This window comes from Asticcacaulis aquihabitans, from assembly GCF_032490435.1.
Lineage (GTDB): Bacteria > Pseudomonadota > Alphaproteobacteria > Caulobacterales > Caulobacteraceae > Asticcacaulis.
Window position 1 is genome coordinate 643,783 of sequence record NZ_JAVGWM010000002.1, and the last position, 13,341, is coordinate 657,123.

A 13,341-nucleotide genomic window follows, 5' to 3' on the forward strand; every position below is an offset into this window, starting at 1 on the left:
GACTGCGGACCGATGATGCCCACAACTGATGCGTCTGCTCCCTTTGTTTCTGTCATTATGGCCAATTATAATGGTGCGCGCCATCTTGCGGAGGCCATTCGGTCCGTCCTGTGTCAGTCCCACAGCCATTTGGAACTGATCTTTTCGGATGATGCGTCCAGCGATGATAGCGTTCAGATCGCTACGGACTTTGCTGCTGTTGATTCCCGTGTAAAGGTGCTGATAGCCGAGAGCAATTCAGGGCCGGCACGTGCCCGTAACAGGGCGATTGCTGTCGCTAAGGGCGATTGGATCGCCATTGTTGACTCTGATGACATTCTGCATCCTGATCGCTTTCTACACCTGCTGAATGGCGCCGCCCGGGAGCAAGCGGATATTGTGGCTGATGAGCTCATGTACTTTCATGACGGCCCGCAGTCGCCAACGACCCTGATGTTTTCCGGCAAGTATGCCGATGCGCCGTTTAGCGTCACGGCGGAGCTATTTGTTCGCTGCAATTCTGGAGAGGCAGATCTTCCGAATCTCGGCTATTTAAAGCCTATTATCCGGTCGTCCGTCGTCTCAAGTCTCAGATACGATGAAACGCTGAAAATCGGCGAAGATTATGATTTTCTGCTTCGCGCCATCTTGTCCGGAGCAGCCTTTGTCGTTTTTCCGATTCCGAGTTATTTTTATCGACGCCATAGCCAATCCATTTCCCATCGACTGAGTGCGGCGGCAATCGCTGCCATGATCGCCAATCATGACTATCAACAACAGAACATCGTCAAGCAGTTGCCAGACTTGGAGCGATCACTTGTGGCACGGCGTAGGTCTCTGGAAGCGGGCTTGCGGTTTGCCAATCTCGTGGATGCCGTTAAACAACGCAAAATCGTTCAAGGTATGCGTTTGATTGGTGCTAATCCGCAGTTACTTTTTCGTCTCGGCAACAGTTTTGTCGAAAGATTGACCAAAGCAAAGGTGGCCTCGTCAGTCGGCGCGGGGCCGTCGATTACAGAAATTGAATTGCTCGACGAGACTGCCGACAACGTCGGTGATGTTTCGATTGGCCGGCCAAGGCGCTTGGCTCCAATCCGTCCTTTCGAGGTTGGTTTTAACTACCTTAGTCGTACCGACTGGCGCGAACTGGCGAATATAGGGACTGATGGAGGCTTGACTGTAATCGCACGCGGACCTAACGCGGTATATGCCGCAGGCTATATCCGGGCGAAGCGACTAGTTGCGGATGATTTTGAAAGTTCGAAATGTCATGTCTGAAGCAATGAGAGCGAGCATAAATCCAAAGAAGCTCAAAGTCTTGCTCACCTGGGACTTTGTCTTTATTTGCGGGGCCATTATAGCGATAACGCTCGAGCCGATATTTAAATCTGCTTCCGCTCTGCTGTTTATTTTATTTGTTCTAATCGTCCTGTTTCGCCACATCGGAAAGACGGTGTTGGCTTTAGGGAAGTTTTGGTACTTACTGATCCTTCCTTTTTACTGTTTGATATCTATATTCTGGTCATTGCACCCTGGCGATACATTTAAGTATTCTTTGGAGCTTATAATCACACTCGCATTTGCTATTGTGATCGCTACCCGTATTAGCGCCAACGATTTTTTAAAAATACTTTTCTACGCGTTTGGGATCGGTGTGGTGTGTAGCATATTGTTCGGCCGCTCACGTCTTGATGGCGCCTGGCTCGGTATTTTTCAGAGTAAAAATGCGTTTGCAGATTTTATGGCTAATTTCTCTCTGCTTGCTCTGGCCGTAGCTTTGAATCCTGACAACAAGAAATTCCTTCGGATATTGGCTACCATTGGGGCCCTGATTAGCGTTCCGATGATATCGTTGGGGCAGTCGTTTGGCGTTCTGGTGACAATTTTCCCCTCAATAGTGGTGATCCTGTTCGTTATAAATTTGCGACGTATCCCAAATACCTTCAAATTCTTCATTGTATTCGCGGCTCTATTCTTCGCGTTACTCGCCGGGCTGATCTATTATGGGTATGCAAATGAAATAAATAGCGCCCTCCTAAAGCTCGGCGGAAAAGATACGACCCTTACCGGTAGAACCTATCTGTGGGAATACGGTAGATCGCTCATTGCTCAACGCCCCTTGCTTGGGACGGGTTACCGGGCTTTTTGGGTTGTCGGTAATCCTGACGCCGAGGCCATATGGGACCATTTTGGCATCCTCGGTAAATCGGGGTTCAATTTTCACAATGTCTATATTACCAATGCCGTTGAGCTCGGCTATATTGGTTTAATTATACAAATCTTCATTTTCTATGGGGCGATATTGCAGGCACTTTATTTGGCATTTAAAGAATGTAAAATTGAATATGCCTATATGCTCGGTCTTTTACTATATATCCTTTCGAGAAGCTTCATTGAGGCAGTGTTTTTCTATCATTTTGGGTTGCCGTCAATCTTGATATATTCGATATTTGTATATTGTAATTTGAAGATATTTAGCAGGACGGCCAAAGTTGAAAGGGTGCGTCCAGTCCTTGGGCGAACTCAGAAAAAAGGGGAAATTGCACGTGCAGACTCTTGACGGCCCGCTAGTACAAGTGCGGACCCCTACCTATAAAAGGCCTGAGCAGCTTCTGCGTTGCTTGAAATCATTGCAATCGCAGACTCATCGAAACTGGGTTTGCGACGTGTATGACGATGACCCACTGGGAGCAGGCGAAGCCGTTTGTGTGGCGTTGGGCGACAGCCGGGTCTTCTATCATAAAAATCAGCCGCAGAAATTTGCCTCGCGCAATATTGACCAGTGTTTTTCCGCTGAAAATCCGCGCGACGCCGATTATTTTTGCGTTGTAGAGGACGATAATTTTATATTGGACTCGTTTTTTGCCGCCAACATAGAGGTATGTAACACTGAAAATGTGCAGGTTGTTCTGCGCAATCAGAAAATCGAATATAGTAGCGCAACGGAAAACGCATCGATAAGTTCTACGGGTGTTCTTGATGGATTGTACAAGGAAGGCTTGTATGACGCACACAAGTTCCGGCAATCTTTGCTTTTCGCTATTGGCGTGTCTAACGGCGGCCTGTTCTGGAGTGCGAACGCTCGGAGCACTCTCGAGATCGGATTTCCCTGCACGGCGACTGTACAGGAATATATGAGAACCTTCTCGATCGTTGAGCCAATCTACGTGGCCATGACACCCTTAGCCGTTTGGGCCGAGAACGCAGAACAGACGACCCGAAACGACGGCCTTGACACCTCTTACCTGGCGCGTGAGTTGAATTTGAAGCGAACAGTGCAGGTTTTGCGCGCAAAGATTTGGTCGGTCATGTCCAAGGACGAGCGAAAGCAAGTGTTGGGGGATGATAGATTTGGAACGCCGGCGGATGTTCGCTCAGTAGAATTGGTGAAGTCTCTGTTGCTGTCTGGTTCGACCTTGTCCATGCGTCGCTTTGTGAATCTTTTGGCCCGCGGCATTATGATTCGTGTGTTCGGGCGTACAGATCCCAGCCTTGGAGCGTTTATCAAATCGCGAATGGCGCAATATTAGAGCGCTGATGTAATCCAATCGTATGGGAAGTACCGTTCAGATTGGCAAGCGGTCGCACTGATTGACGGATTACGACGGCCTATTCGTGGCGGCAAGTTGATAAAATGCGGCGCCAGCGCACGTGTTTACCACTTAGGCGCGATCGTCAGATATTGGCGAATGATTATTTTTTAGCGGCCTGTTTAGGGTATTGATAGACCCGTACATAATCGACTTCCATCCTCACAGGGAATACAGTTGGATCAATGCCGTCGATTCCGCCCCACGCGCCGCCCACGGCAACGTTCATCAAGAGGTGAAAATTGTGGTCCCAGGGCCATTCGTCGTATGTTGCGCTTCCCTTCTTGGCCGTGAAAACGACCGTGCTGTCGACATAGAAGGTGAAGCCGTCCTCACGCCAGTCCATTCGATAGTTATGGAAGGCTTTGCAGGCGTCGTTGATTTGTACATTGCCCTGAAGTCTCTCCGGCACGCCTTGAGATGAGTGTAATGTGGAATGGATGTCGCCGGGTTTGGCGCCGACCATTTCCATAATATCGATTTCGCCATCCTTGGGCCAACGTCCCTTGTCGCTTAACATCCATATCGCCGGCCAAGTACCGCGCCCGCATGGCAGTTTGGCGCGCACGTCAACAAAGCCGTAGGCCCACGATTCTCGCCCCCGCGTAATCAGGCGCGCGGAACTATATTCCTGCCCGGCCCAGTCTTTCTGGCCTGAAAGGTCTTCCTTGCGTGCCTCAATTATGAGAACGCCATTTTCGACACGCGCATTTTCAGGACGTGCCCGGGTATAGAATTGCCGTTCGTTGTGCCACCATAAATCCCGGTTGGCGAACGTATCATAATCCCACTTCTTCGGGTCCGGGGCACCGGTATAGTTAAATTCGTCAGACCAGACCAACCGGGCGTCCGGCGGAATGACCGGCTCAGCTTCGCTTTTCCCAAAAGGGGCGGCAATGAGAACCGTGGCGGCCGTAATGGCCAATAGCCAAGCCCCAGGACTCGTCTTTTTATGGACCGGAATGCTCGACATGATTCTTGTTCACCGGTTTAACGACGGGATAGGCGTCGAGTTTAAGTCAGCCGCAGAGGCTTGGCGAGCGTTTTGTCGGTCTAATGCGCGAATTTTAACTGTGTTTACGCGCAACCGACAGGGGAAGTCGCTGCAAAAATGTGACAGCCGCATGCTTTCGACAAATTAGTTTTCTCTGAAAGTGACTGATTATATGGAAGAAAAAACGTGAGGTTTATTTTTGCGGTGCAAAAAAACGTATTTGAATCAATGATTTATGCTTTTTTAGCTTTCGGTGATGGGGACCTTGTATTTTGTCAATAGGCTGTTTTTGGCATCGTGGTTAACAATTCAATAATTGACTGCACTGGGGTGTTGTGGCCTATATGTCTTCGGGCCGCCATACGGTGGCTATTTTGAAGGAGGCTATCATGACCGCACAAACTAAAGTTGAGTACGTTGCCCCGACCGTCGAAAAGATCGGCGATTTCGAATCCACCACGCTGCACGCCGCAACTGGCTCCGGCCTGGACGCAGACTTCCCGACCGGCACCAAGTTCGGCGACCTGACTTTCTCCTAAGTCAAAGTCTGATGAGTAACAGGTTCACGTACTGATTAATTTCAGTCGTGAACCTTTTCATATTTGGAATACGCTATTGATTGAATTGTCTACTTTAATATCCCAGTCCGGCGACGTTGTCGCATGTGAGCTAGACGGCGGCTCAGCTTTGCTGGATCTCAAGTCGGGAGATTATTTCCGGCTCAATCAGACGGGTAGCCTAATCTGGAGCGATATTACTACGCCGGCTACCTTCTCCGATCTGCTTAATGGTTTCATAAACCGTTTTGATGTAGATCAAGCGACTTTAGACGCAGATCTCAAAGCGGTCCTGTCGGTCATGTTAGACAAGGGGCTAGTCGTCATCAATCCACGCTAGGACGCCTATGAAAGCCATATTGTCGATTTTAAAGAGTGCAGCAGTGAACGCGTACTTTAGAATCTTCATAGCGGCGGTCCCATTCAAGCACGTCCGCAAACGAATTACCCCGGTCCTTGCAGAGCAAGCGCCACCTTATACCGCATTGTGGGTGGGCCGGACCGTTAGGCGGGGGGCTAAATTGGTTCCTTTCACAACCTGCCTTTCAAGGGCTATGGCCGCTCGATACTTGTTGAAAAGGAAGGGGTACGGCTCTGTTCTTAAGGTGGGCGTTGCCAATGGCGACAAGCCTGGTTCGATGCTCGCGCATGCCTGGTTGCTGTCCGGTGATACAGTTGTCGTCGGTAACGAAAATGGCGAACTACAAAAGTTTAAACTATTGACCGACATGAGCGGGGGCTGAGTTGAGCGCACTGGCATTAGTAATGTCGACAAACGGCGGCGCTCACAAAAGCATTCTTAAGACTATTCTAGATGCCACGCCATACCGGGCTCCTGATGGGTATGTCATGTGGCAAGACTCGCAGGTTGCTATCGGTCTGGGATATATGCGTGTTCTGCCGGAGGATCCCAGTCGTCCGACGATCCACCGTAGTGGTGATTTGCAGCTCATTTGCGATGCCAGGCTTGATAACCGGAGCGATCTACTTGCTTCGCTAGACTTGCCGAATACTGTCAGTGAGGGGGACATCATTATCGCTGCCTATCTGTGTTGGGGGGCGGCCTGTGTCGATCACTTCATCGGCGATTTTGCGTTTATAATTTACAACTGCCAAAACGGTCACATTTTTGCCTGCCGGGATCATCTCGGTATCAGGCCTCTTTTTTATCGCTTTGATCAGGCGGGCTTAATTATCGCGTCGGAAATGCGTGTGCTCGTAAAGCCGGGATATCCGTTTGCTGACTTGAGCGAGCAGGGACCGATCCCTAGTCAAATTGCCGATTTTGTTGGCGGATCGAACCACCAAGAGCACACTGTGCTCTATGAAGGGGTGAAGCGGCTTCCGGCCGGACACATCTTGCGGTTTGAACCCGAACAGGGATTGCACGTAGAGCAGTATTGGCAGCCAGCCGCCCAGACTGAGCCTGTTAACCTAGCACAGGCTCATGAAGAGCTACGGACCTTGTTCTTCCAAGCTGTCCAAGACAGGCTAAGAAGCAGCCGTCCGGTTGCAGCCATGTTGAGCGGAGGCCTGGATTCAACCTCCGTGGCCTGTACTGCGGCTACCCTGCTGCAGGCTCAAGGTAAGGTTCTCGACACGTTTTCGATCGTGTTTGATAAGTCTCCCGAGATTAACGAGCGCCCCTTCATCGAGATTGCTCTCAAAAAGGATGGGTTCCGCGCGCACTTTCTGTCTTTCGACGGACTGGCACCGCTTGAAAACATGACCGATCGATTACGTGACCTGGGGCGTGTTGTCGCCAATCCGGGTACGGTGATGTCCTATAAAGCCAATAGCGAAATTTCAAAAGCTGGCTTTCGCGTCCTTTTACATGGCCACGGCGGTGATGAAGTCATTTCTCACGGTTACTATCGTGTCGATGAACTAGCTGCGGCACAGAAGTGGCCTGAGGTCTGGGAAGCCTTAAAATGCATGGACAGGATCAATGGTCATCCTGTCTTTAGTGAGTTCCTTGTCTATTTTATCTCTCATGCCAAGTTCAAGGGTGCACATCTACTCCGGCGAACTGTGGCCAAGCTGATAAATGTATTTGCTCGCAAGCCCCCTCAGATCTTGGCGCCGTCGTTTCAGGAAACTGTCGGTGCCCCACATCGCGAACCAAAGTACTTCAGCGAAGCTGACTATCATCTCTCGTTTCTGCGCAGTCCGTTCCTAACAACGGTGCTTGAAACCCTGGAACTTCTTGCGGCGACCGCTGGAATTCAAGCGCGCTTTCCATTTTTTGATATCCGCATCGTTGGCCTATCCTTGGCTTTACCGTCGGAAACAAAGATGGCCGACGGCTGGACGCGCCTGATAATGAGGCGCGCCATGGATGGTATTCTTCCCCCCGAGATACAATGGCGCACCTCGAAGTTCGATTTCTCGCCACACGTTGTTAACGGCCTTTTTAGCAGCCATTTGGCGCTTATGAGGAGCGTCGTAGACGACAATGTGGATGGAGTGGGTGATTATATAAATCTTCAGCTTGTTCAGGGTATTCTGCGCAAGGGCGAAAAAGACGTCAAAAAATTGAAAGGTAAAGAGATACAAATCTTGTGGCGCACGGTCGCATTATCTCTTTGGCTACGTTCGAATAATCAGATTTTGAAATTTTCATGACCTCCCAAATGCACTACTACTCAGTTTATGGATTGACCGTCGCTTCCGAATTCGAGATGCCGGAACTGCGGGTTTCTAATGATAATAATGTCGATGTGACGATACGCAGAGGCGACATCGATCGTCCTTTGCCAACGAACGAAACGGGCACCCGCATCGAGCTGGGTCCTGATTTGCAGATTATCGACTGGACGACGATCGGCAAATTCAACATCGTCGGTACCTCTGAAATCGTGGTTGATATCAAAGAAGGCGTATCCGAAGCGCTCATGCGCGTCCCACTCTTGGGCTCAGTTATGGCGCTGCTCTTGCAACTGCGCGGTCAGTTGGTGTTGCATGGCAGCGCTGTCCGAATGGGGGAAGGGAGCGTGGGTTTCCTGGGAGATAAGATGGCGGGTAAGTCGACAACCGCCGGTGCATTCGTGTCGTCAGGACATAAGCTTCTTACAGATGATGTCCTGCCCATCATCACTACAGGCGTTCCTCTTGTCGTTCCAGGTTTTGCGCAAATGAAGTTTACGGCCGAGTCCGCGGCTCAGATGAAAATTTCTGGTGCGGAAGTCTTGGAGGAGCTAATTCATCCTCAGTTTCAAAAACGCCAACACAGTGTTCAGGACCACTTCAGTCAAGAATTGACCAAGCTGGGTCAGCTTTACATTTTGCAGCGCGCTAAGGAACCGGCCATTGAAGAGATAAACGCCACCTTGCAGTTTCAGATTCTCGTGCGGTTCTCGTTTATGCATCGTTTCGGCAAAGACAGTCTGCGTACCCTAAAAGGGGCCGAATTTACCCGCCAATGCGCCGCGTTGGCTGATTTGCACAAGGTATCTGTTTTGCGGGTGCCAGACGACATTTCAAGGGTGTTTGAAGTTGTGCCGCTGGTTGAAAAGCATCTCAACGGTTAGATTTTCCAACTGCTATCACTTTTTTTCCGAAGAAACTTGTTTGTGTTTCAGGGATAAAAGTTTGATATAAAGAAGGATTTTGTAAGGTTCTTCTGGTATAGCTCGAAGGGTGGACCGCATGGCGGACCTTACACCGTGGTGACCTTTACCGGGCGAGAGCGACATAGAATCATGACCTTACACCCTGCCGAGTTCGACGCTTCTGCGAGTGTCAGATTTGCGTCGCAATGCCGCCGGTGCTGCAATGGCTAATGCGTTGCCTTCTGCCAACAAAGCGACCGACACAGCGAAGTTGTGCGTAACGCTTGCGCGTTTTATTTTCATGACGGCGCCGCGCCGCTTCTTTTTGACTGCGGGTTTGTTACTAATCGGCGGGCTGACTGAGAGCCTGAGCCTCGTCATGCTCTTGCCGTTCCTGCATTTTATGGGCGGTGGAAACCACAGTACGCACCTTTCCATCCCGACTGGATTTCTGTCATCTATTTTTGGCCCTACGGTCGAAACTGAGCTTTGGGTTGCACTGGCTGTTGTGGCGACAGTCATCATATCCAGCGCTCTGATAACGCGAGCCAGAATGCTGACCATGTCGCGGCTTTTGCTCGATACGCTCAATAAGTTGCGTATGGATCTCTTCCGTAGCATCGCATCCACGCGATGGACGACTTTTTCAAAAATGCGGGTCGCTGACCTAGACCACGTTTTGACCGGGGATATTGATCGCGTCCAGCAGTCAGCGGTTAGCATTTTTATGCTTTTTCAGAACGGCGTGTTTCTGATTATCTACACGGTATTATCCTGCATCTTGTCACTGAAAATGACGGCATTTGCGGTAGTAATGGGCTTTATCGTCTTCCTGATCCAGGCCCCAATTCGCAAGATGAGTGCCGAGTTTGGCGATAAGCTTACCCGCGAACGCCAAACGCAGTACCGAACAATCAATGATTTCTTGCTCGGGCTAAAAGTCACCAAAAGTTATAATGCCGAACAGCGATACGTACATGAATTAGGCGCTATACTTGAGCGAATGAAAGCGGATGCTTTGAAGTACTCGGGCTTCACATCGCTCAGTAATATTATATTTCAATCAGCAACGGCTGTCGTCGCATGTGTTTTCATATATGCATCCTACGCTGTTTATAAATTGGACGTGGCACGCATCGTTTTGCTGCTGATTATATTCATGCGTTTGGCACCAAGGTTTTCTGATATTCAAACACAACTGCACAGCCTTTTCGTAAGTATTCAAGCCCTGTCAGCCATGCAGAAGGTCGTTACGGAATGCGAGGCCAATAAGGAAGAGGCGCGCGTCGCCGGTGACGAGGGCTTTATCCATTTTAAGCTTAAAGATAAGCTGAGTTTCTCGCACGTAAGGTTCAGCTACGGGAATGGCGATGTATTGAAGGACGTCTCATTCGACGTGCCTGCAAACAAGGTGACCGCCGTGATTGGTCCCTCTGGCGGTGGCAAGAGTACAATAGCGGACCTGGCCATGGGCTTTATAACGCCCCAGACCGGCCATATAGCCGTTGACGGTTCGCGACTTGACGGCACGACATCTCGCGCGTGGCGTGACTATACGGCTTATGTGCCTCAGGACACGTACCTGTTGCCCGCGTCGATAGCCGACAATCTGCGCATTGCGCGCCCGACGGCAACCGCCCAGGATATCCGCAAGGCCCTCTTGCTGGCACAGGCCGAGTTTGTATATAGATTCCCCAAGGGCATAGATACGATCGTCGGAGACGGGGCTCAAAAACTATCCGGCGGAGAGCGGCAACGAATAGCCGTTGCGCGTGCGCTGCTTAAAAAACCTGACCTGCTGATCCTGGATGAGGCGACAAGCGCGCTGGATGCCAATAACACGGACTGGATTGTCGATATGCTCACCAAGTTGAGTAAGAAGGTCACGATCCTTTTAATAACGCACAATCCAGCTGTGCTGCGGTGTGCGCACCGGGTGATAACGGTTCAGGATGGCACCGTTGCCGAGATGAAGGATGTCAAACGCAGGAATAAAAAACCCAAGCGTAAGTCCGAGAATAGATAATCACTGTTGGCCTTTGCATCTGCCAATCTATCAATTATTATATGGTACTAACTGTATTCTCCCGGGGGATTTCGTGGACGTTTTATGCGCAAGTTTGCGGAAATTGATCCTTTCGCCAGCGCTAACTGACGAAACCTCCGTTGACGTCCTTGATATTACCGATGCTCTATCGGTTGCGCGCAAGAATAAGCTTGCTATTCTCTTCAAGCGTTCGATTGGCACTGACGCCCCACCTGACGTGCAAAAGCTATTCGCTGAAGACCTTCAAAAGATAGCTTTCTTAAACTCGAAAATCTTACAAATCATCCAGGCGGCAAACCGCGCCCTTGGAGATGCGGGCATTCGGCACGCATTTTATAAAGGTCCGCTGCAACAAAAAATCCTGTATGGTGATTACTACGCAAAGCCGTGCCTGGATGCGGACATATTGGTGAGCCCAAAAGATTTTAAGCTGGCGCGTGCGGCACTGCTGAATGCAGGCTTCCGAGTGCCAGAGGGTTACAGCGGATTGTGGTGGACTTTTTTCCTAGGCGAGCAACCCCTTCTCGCGCCGGGACAACTCTATACTCTTGATCTACATCACAGGCTTCAGCAGCCAGGTTCTCCAGCGCCTCGACATATTACCGAATTCCTGGATGATGTGACGCCGGTGGCCTTGGGCTCGCAGGTGGTGCCAGCCATTGGATTGCGTGGGATTGCCATGGTGGCGGCGATGAACCTCGTCAAGGCTGTATATCACAGAGAGCCGACGGGTGGGCATGCGCTCGATGTTCTGGTCGCCCTCAACAAGATGACGGCCGATGGCATTGAAGATACGAAGGCGCGCGCGCGTCCAGGGTTTGGCCGGTACCTTGACGTTTGCGGCCGAACTGGCTGCCGAGGTTTTTGGCGTGCCCAATCCGCTGGGGCGCGGCGCCTACAAGCTGCCTATCGATGTGACGCGAGCGCGGCAGCTGATCTTTGCGGGCGAGGGGCAGAACCTTCAACGCCGGAAAATGCTGTTGCATCTCTGCGATAGCCCGCTGATAGACGCACCTGTCGAAGCAATCAGGTGGATAATGTCTGAAGCTGCGCTTCATTCAACGCCATTGACCGGAAAGCCTTCAGCTTCGAAAGCGGCTTAAGCGCTGCCGTCGTAATAAATCTGGCTTTCTTGCCCTGCGTTGTCTCCCTCATGGGCGAAACAGGTGAGGTAGCTAGGACGCATAGGTCAGTGTCTTCTAGACTTTATTTTGCACCTGCGAAAAGTTTTTGTGGCATCGGCCGAGCTAAGCTCGTAGTTTGAGCGTTAGCAACATCGCACAGGAAACCACAATTGTTAGATTGTGGTCCGGACTATCATGACAAATCGATTTACCGGTCTGGACGCAATCCGAGGCCTTGCCGCGACTGTAGTCGTCATTTCTCACGTGTTCATGATCAACGGGACGGCCCTCTCGTTATACGTCCCGTTCGATGTAGACAAGCTGGCCAGATTGTCAGTCATCATATTCTTCGTGTTAAGTGGCTTCGTATTGACTCTTTCTTACAATTTCGAACGTCCCAACTACTTTTCATTTCTAGTTAAGCGTTTTTGCCGGATTTATCTGCCCTTCGCTGCTGCGACCATCCTGTTCGCCATCCCTTATAACGCCGTAATCAGTAGCCGCCCCAATCTTCGGCTCGGCGTCAATTTCTGGACATACGACCTGACCGTCCCAGCCTTTATTGGTCATCTCTTCATGAGCGGAATGCGTGGGACAGGCTTTCTCAATGTGCCGATCTGGTCGTTAATCATCGAAATGCGGGCCTCGATACTCTTTCCGATTCTACTAACCGTGGCCATGCGCTTTCGATGGCTCACAATAGTTATTGCGCCAGTGCTGTGCGTCCTAGCAGGCAAGATATTTGTGAATATAGGTGGAGAAAACTTCTTTGAAGCCAACTCGTTCATGAGCGCTGTGGTTCTCACGTCGTACTACTTCTCGTTCTTCCTCGTCGGCATTTTCTTGGCGCTTAAGCGTACCGCTTTAATTGCCACATTTGGTCTTGTAGCAAAGTGGACGCATGTCGTTGTATTTTGTGGGGTTTACCCTGTGGCTCTGATCATGTTGAACAAATTCATCATGCAGGATATTTTGTACGCCACGATAGCGTCTCATGCGATACTATGCTGTGTCGCCATGCCCACGGTCAATAAGGCTCTATCTACGCCGATCCTGGCTTGGTTGGGTAAGATATCTTTCAGTCTATACCTCATACATCTCCCAATCATGATGTACGCAGTCTATCTGCTTAATCCGATGGTTCCAGTGCTTGCCGCTAGTTTGATTAGCTTACCTGTGGTGTTTGCTATGGCTCAAATGTACAACTTTATTGTTGAGCAACCCACAATGAAGCTTGGCAAGTTGTTGGCTGCGCCTAGCTCTCCGAGAGCGACAAAGTGAGCCAGTGCCGCTGTGGAAAGATGTCTTATGCAAGACATGATCAACTAAGCATCAGAGCGCCTTCCGAAAAGTGTGATGCATGTTGCCAACGGTGCTTAAAAGTAAGGCACAATCTGGTTCGGTAGATCGGGATACGATCCAGTTCGCGACCAAAGATATCATGCCCCTCACACGACGGATTGTCGTATTCAACTGGATGCCGTACCGGCAATTCTCGT

General features: G+C 50.3%; 12 protein-coding genes. 11 read left to right on the plus strand and 1 reads right to left on the minus strand.

Features of this window, described 5'->3' with window-relative positions:
- Positions 1–12: 12 nt before the first annotated feature.
- The 3 genes from RCJ00_RS09520 to RCJ00_RS09530 all read left to right on the plus strand — a co-directional run bounded on the left by RCJ00_RS09520 (position 13) and on the right by RCJ00_RS09530 (position 3,509).
- Positions 13–1,257: a glycosyltransferase family 2 protein gene (locus tag RCJ00_RS09520; RefSeq protein ID WP_316221605.1), complete on the plus strand. Its 1,245-nt coding sequence runs from the start codon at positions 13–15 to the stop codon at positions 1,255–1,257.
- The gene (locus RCJ00_RS09525; protein WP_316221607.1) at positions 1,250–2,539 is read left to right on the plus strand and encodes an O-antigen ligase family protein; all 1,290 of its coding nucleotides are present in this window, start codon (positions 1,250–1,252) and stop codon (positions 2,537–2,539) included. The genes RCJ00_RS09520 and RCJ00_RS09525 overlap by 8 nt, the downstream gene beginning before the upstream one ends.
- Before the next feature lie 106 nt (positions 2,540–2,645).
- A complete protein-coding gene (locus RCJ00_RS09530; RefSeq protein WP_316221608.1) occupies positions 2,646–3,509 on the plus strand; it encodes a hypothetical protein in 864 nt (287 codons plus the stop codon).
- Between the two features lie 163 nt (positions 3,510–3,672).
- Here RCJ00_RS09530 and RCJ00_RS09535 read toward each other — a convergent pair whose 3' ends face one another.
- Positions 3,673–4,542 carry a glycoside hydrolase family 16 protein gene (locus tag RCJ00_RS09535; RefSeq protein WP_316221610.1) on the minus strand — a complete coding sequence of 290 codons (870 nt, stop codon included), beginning with the start codon at positions 4,540–4,542 and terminating at the stop codon, positions 3,673–3,675.
- Positions 4,543–4,952: 410 nt separating this feature from the next.
- Here RCJ00_RS09535 and RCJ00_RS09540 point away from each other — a divergent pair, with 410 nt between their 5' ends.
- The 8 genes from RCJ00_RS09540 to RCJ00_RS09565 all read left to right on the plus strand — a co-directional run bounded on the left by RCJ00_RS09540 (position 4,953) and on the right by RCJ00_RS09565 (position 13,123).
- Positions 4,953–5,102, plus strand: coding sequence for a lasso RiPP family leader peptide-containing protein (locus RCJ00_RS09540; protein WP_316221612.1), 150 nt, complete (start codon positions 4,953–4,955; stop codon positions 5,100–5,102).
- A 148-nt stretch (positions 5,103–5,250) separates the two neighbouring features.
- Positions 5,251–5,460 carry a PqqD family protein gene (locus RCJ00_RS20655; RefSeq protein ID WP_411267534.1) on the plus strand — a complete coding sequence of 70 codons (210 nt, stop codon included), beginning with the start codon at positions 5,251–5,253 and terminating at the stop codon, positions 5,458–5,460.
- Between the two features lie 7 nt (positions 5,461–5,467).
- The gene (locus RCJ00_RS20660) at positions 5,468–5,863 is read left to right on the plus strand and encodes a lasso peptide biosynthesis B2 protein (RefSeq protein ID WP_411267531.1); all 396 of its coding nucleotides are present in this window, start codon (positions 5,468–5,470) and stop codon (positions 5,861–5,863) included.
- A gap of 1 nt (position 5,864) precedes the next feature.
- Positions 5,865–7,745, plus strand: a complete 1,881-nt coding sequence (locus RCJ00_RS09545) for an asparagine synthase-related protein (RefSeq protein WP_316221614.1) — start codon at positions 5,865–5,867, stop codon at positions 7,743–7,745.
- Entirely contained in the window at positions 7,742–8,650 is a 909-nt protein-coding gene (locus tag RCJ00_RS09550) for a phosphoenolpyruvate carboxykinase (ATP) (RefSeq protein ID WP_316221616.1), read from the plus strand. The genes RCJ00_RS09545 and RCJ00_RS09550 overlap by 4 nt, the downstream gene beginning before the upstream one ends.
- A 217-nt stretch (positions 8,651–8,867) precedes the next feature.
- Positions 8,868–10,697, plus strand: a complete 1,830-nt coding sequence (locus RCJ00_RS09555; protein WP_316221617.1) for an ABC transporter ATP-binding protein — start codon at positions 8,868–8,870, stop codon at positions 10,695–10,697.
- Positions 10,698–10,770: 73 nt separating this feature from the next.
- Complete coding sequence (locus RCJ00_RS09560; protein ID WP_316221618.1) at positions 10,771–11,715, plus strand: nucleotidyltransferase family protein; 945 nt, start codon at positions 10,771–10,773, stop codon at positions 11,713–11,715.
- A 322-nt stretch (positions 11,716–12,037) separates the two neighbouring features.
- Positions 12,038–13,123 (plus strand): acyltransferase family protein, encoded by a 1,086-nt coding sequence (locus RCJ00_RS09565; RefSeq protein ID WP_316221620.1) that lies wholly within the window; start codon positions 12,038–12,040, stop codon positions 13,121–13,123.
- Positions 13,124–13,341: the final 218 nt, after the last annotated feature.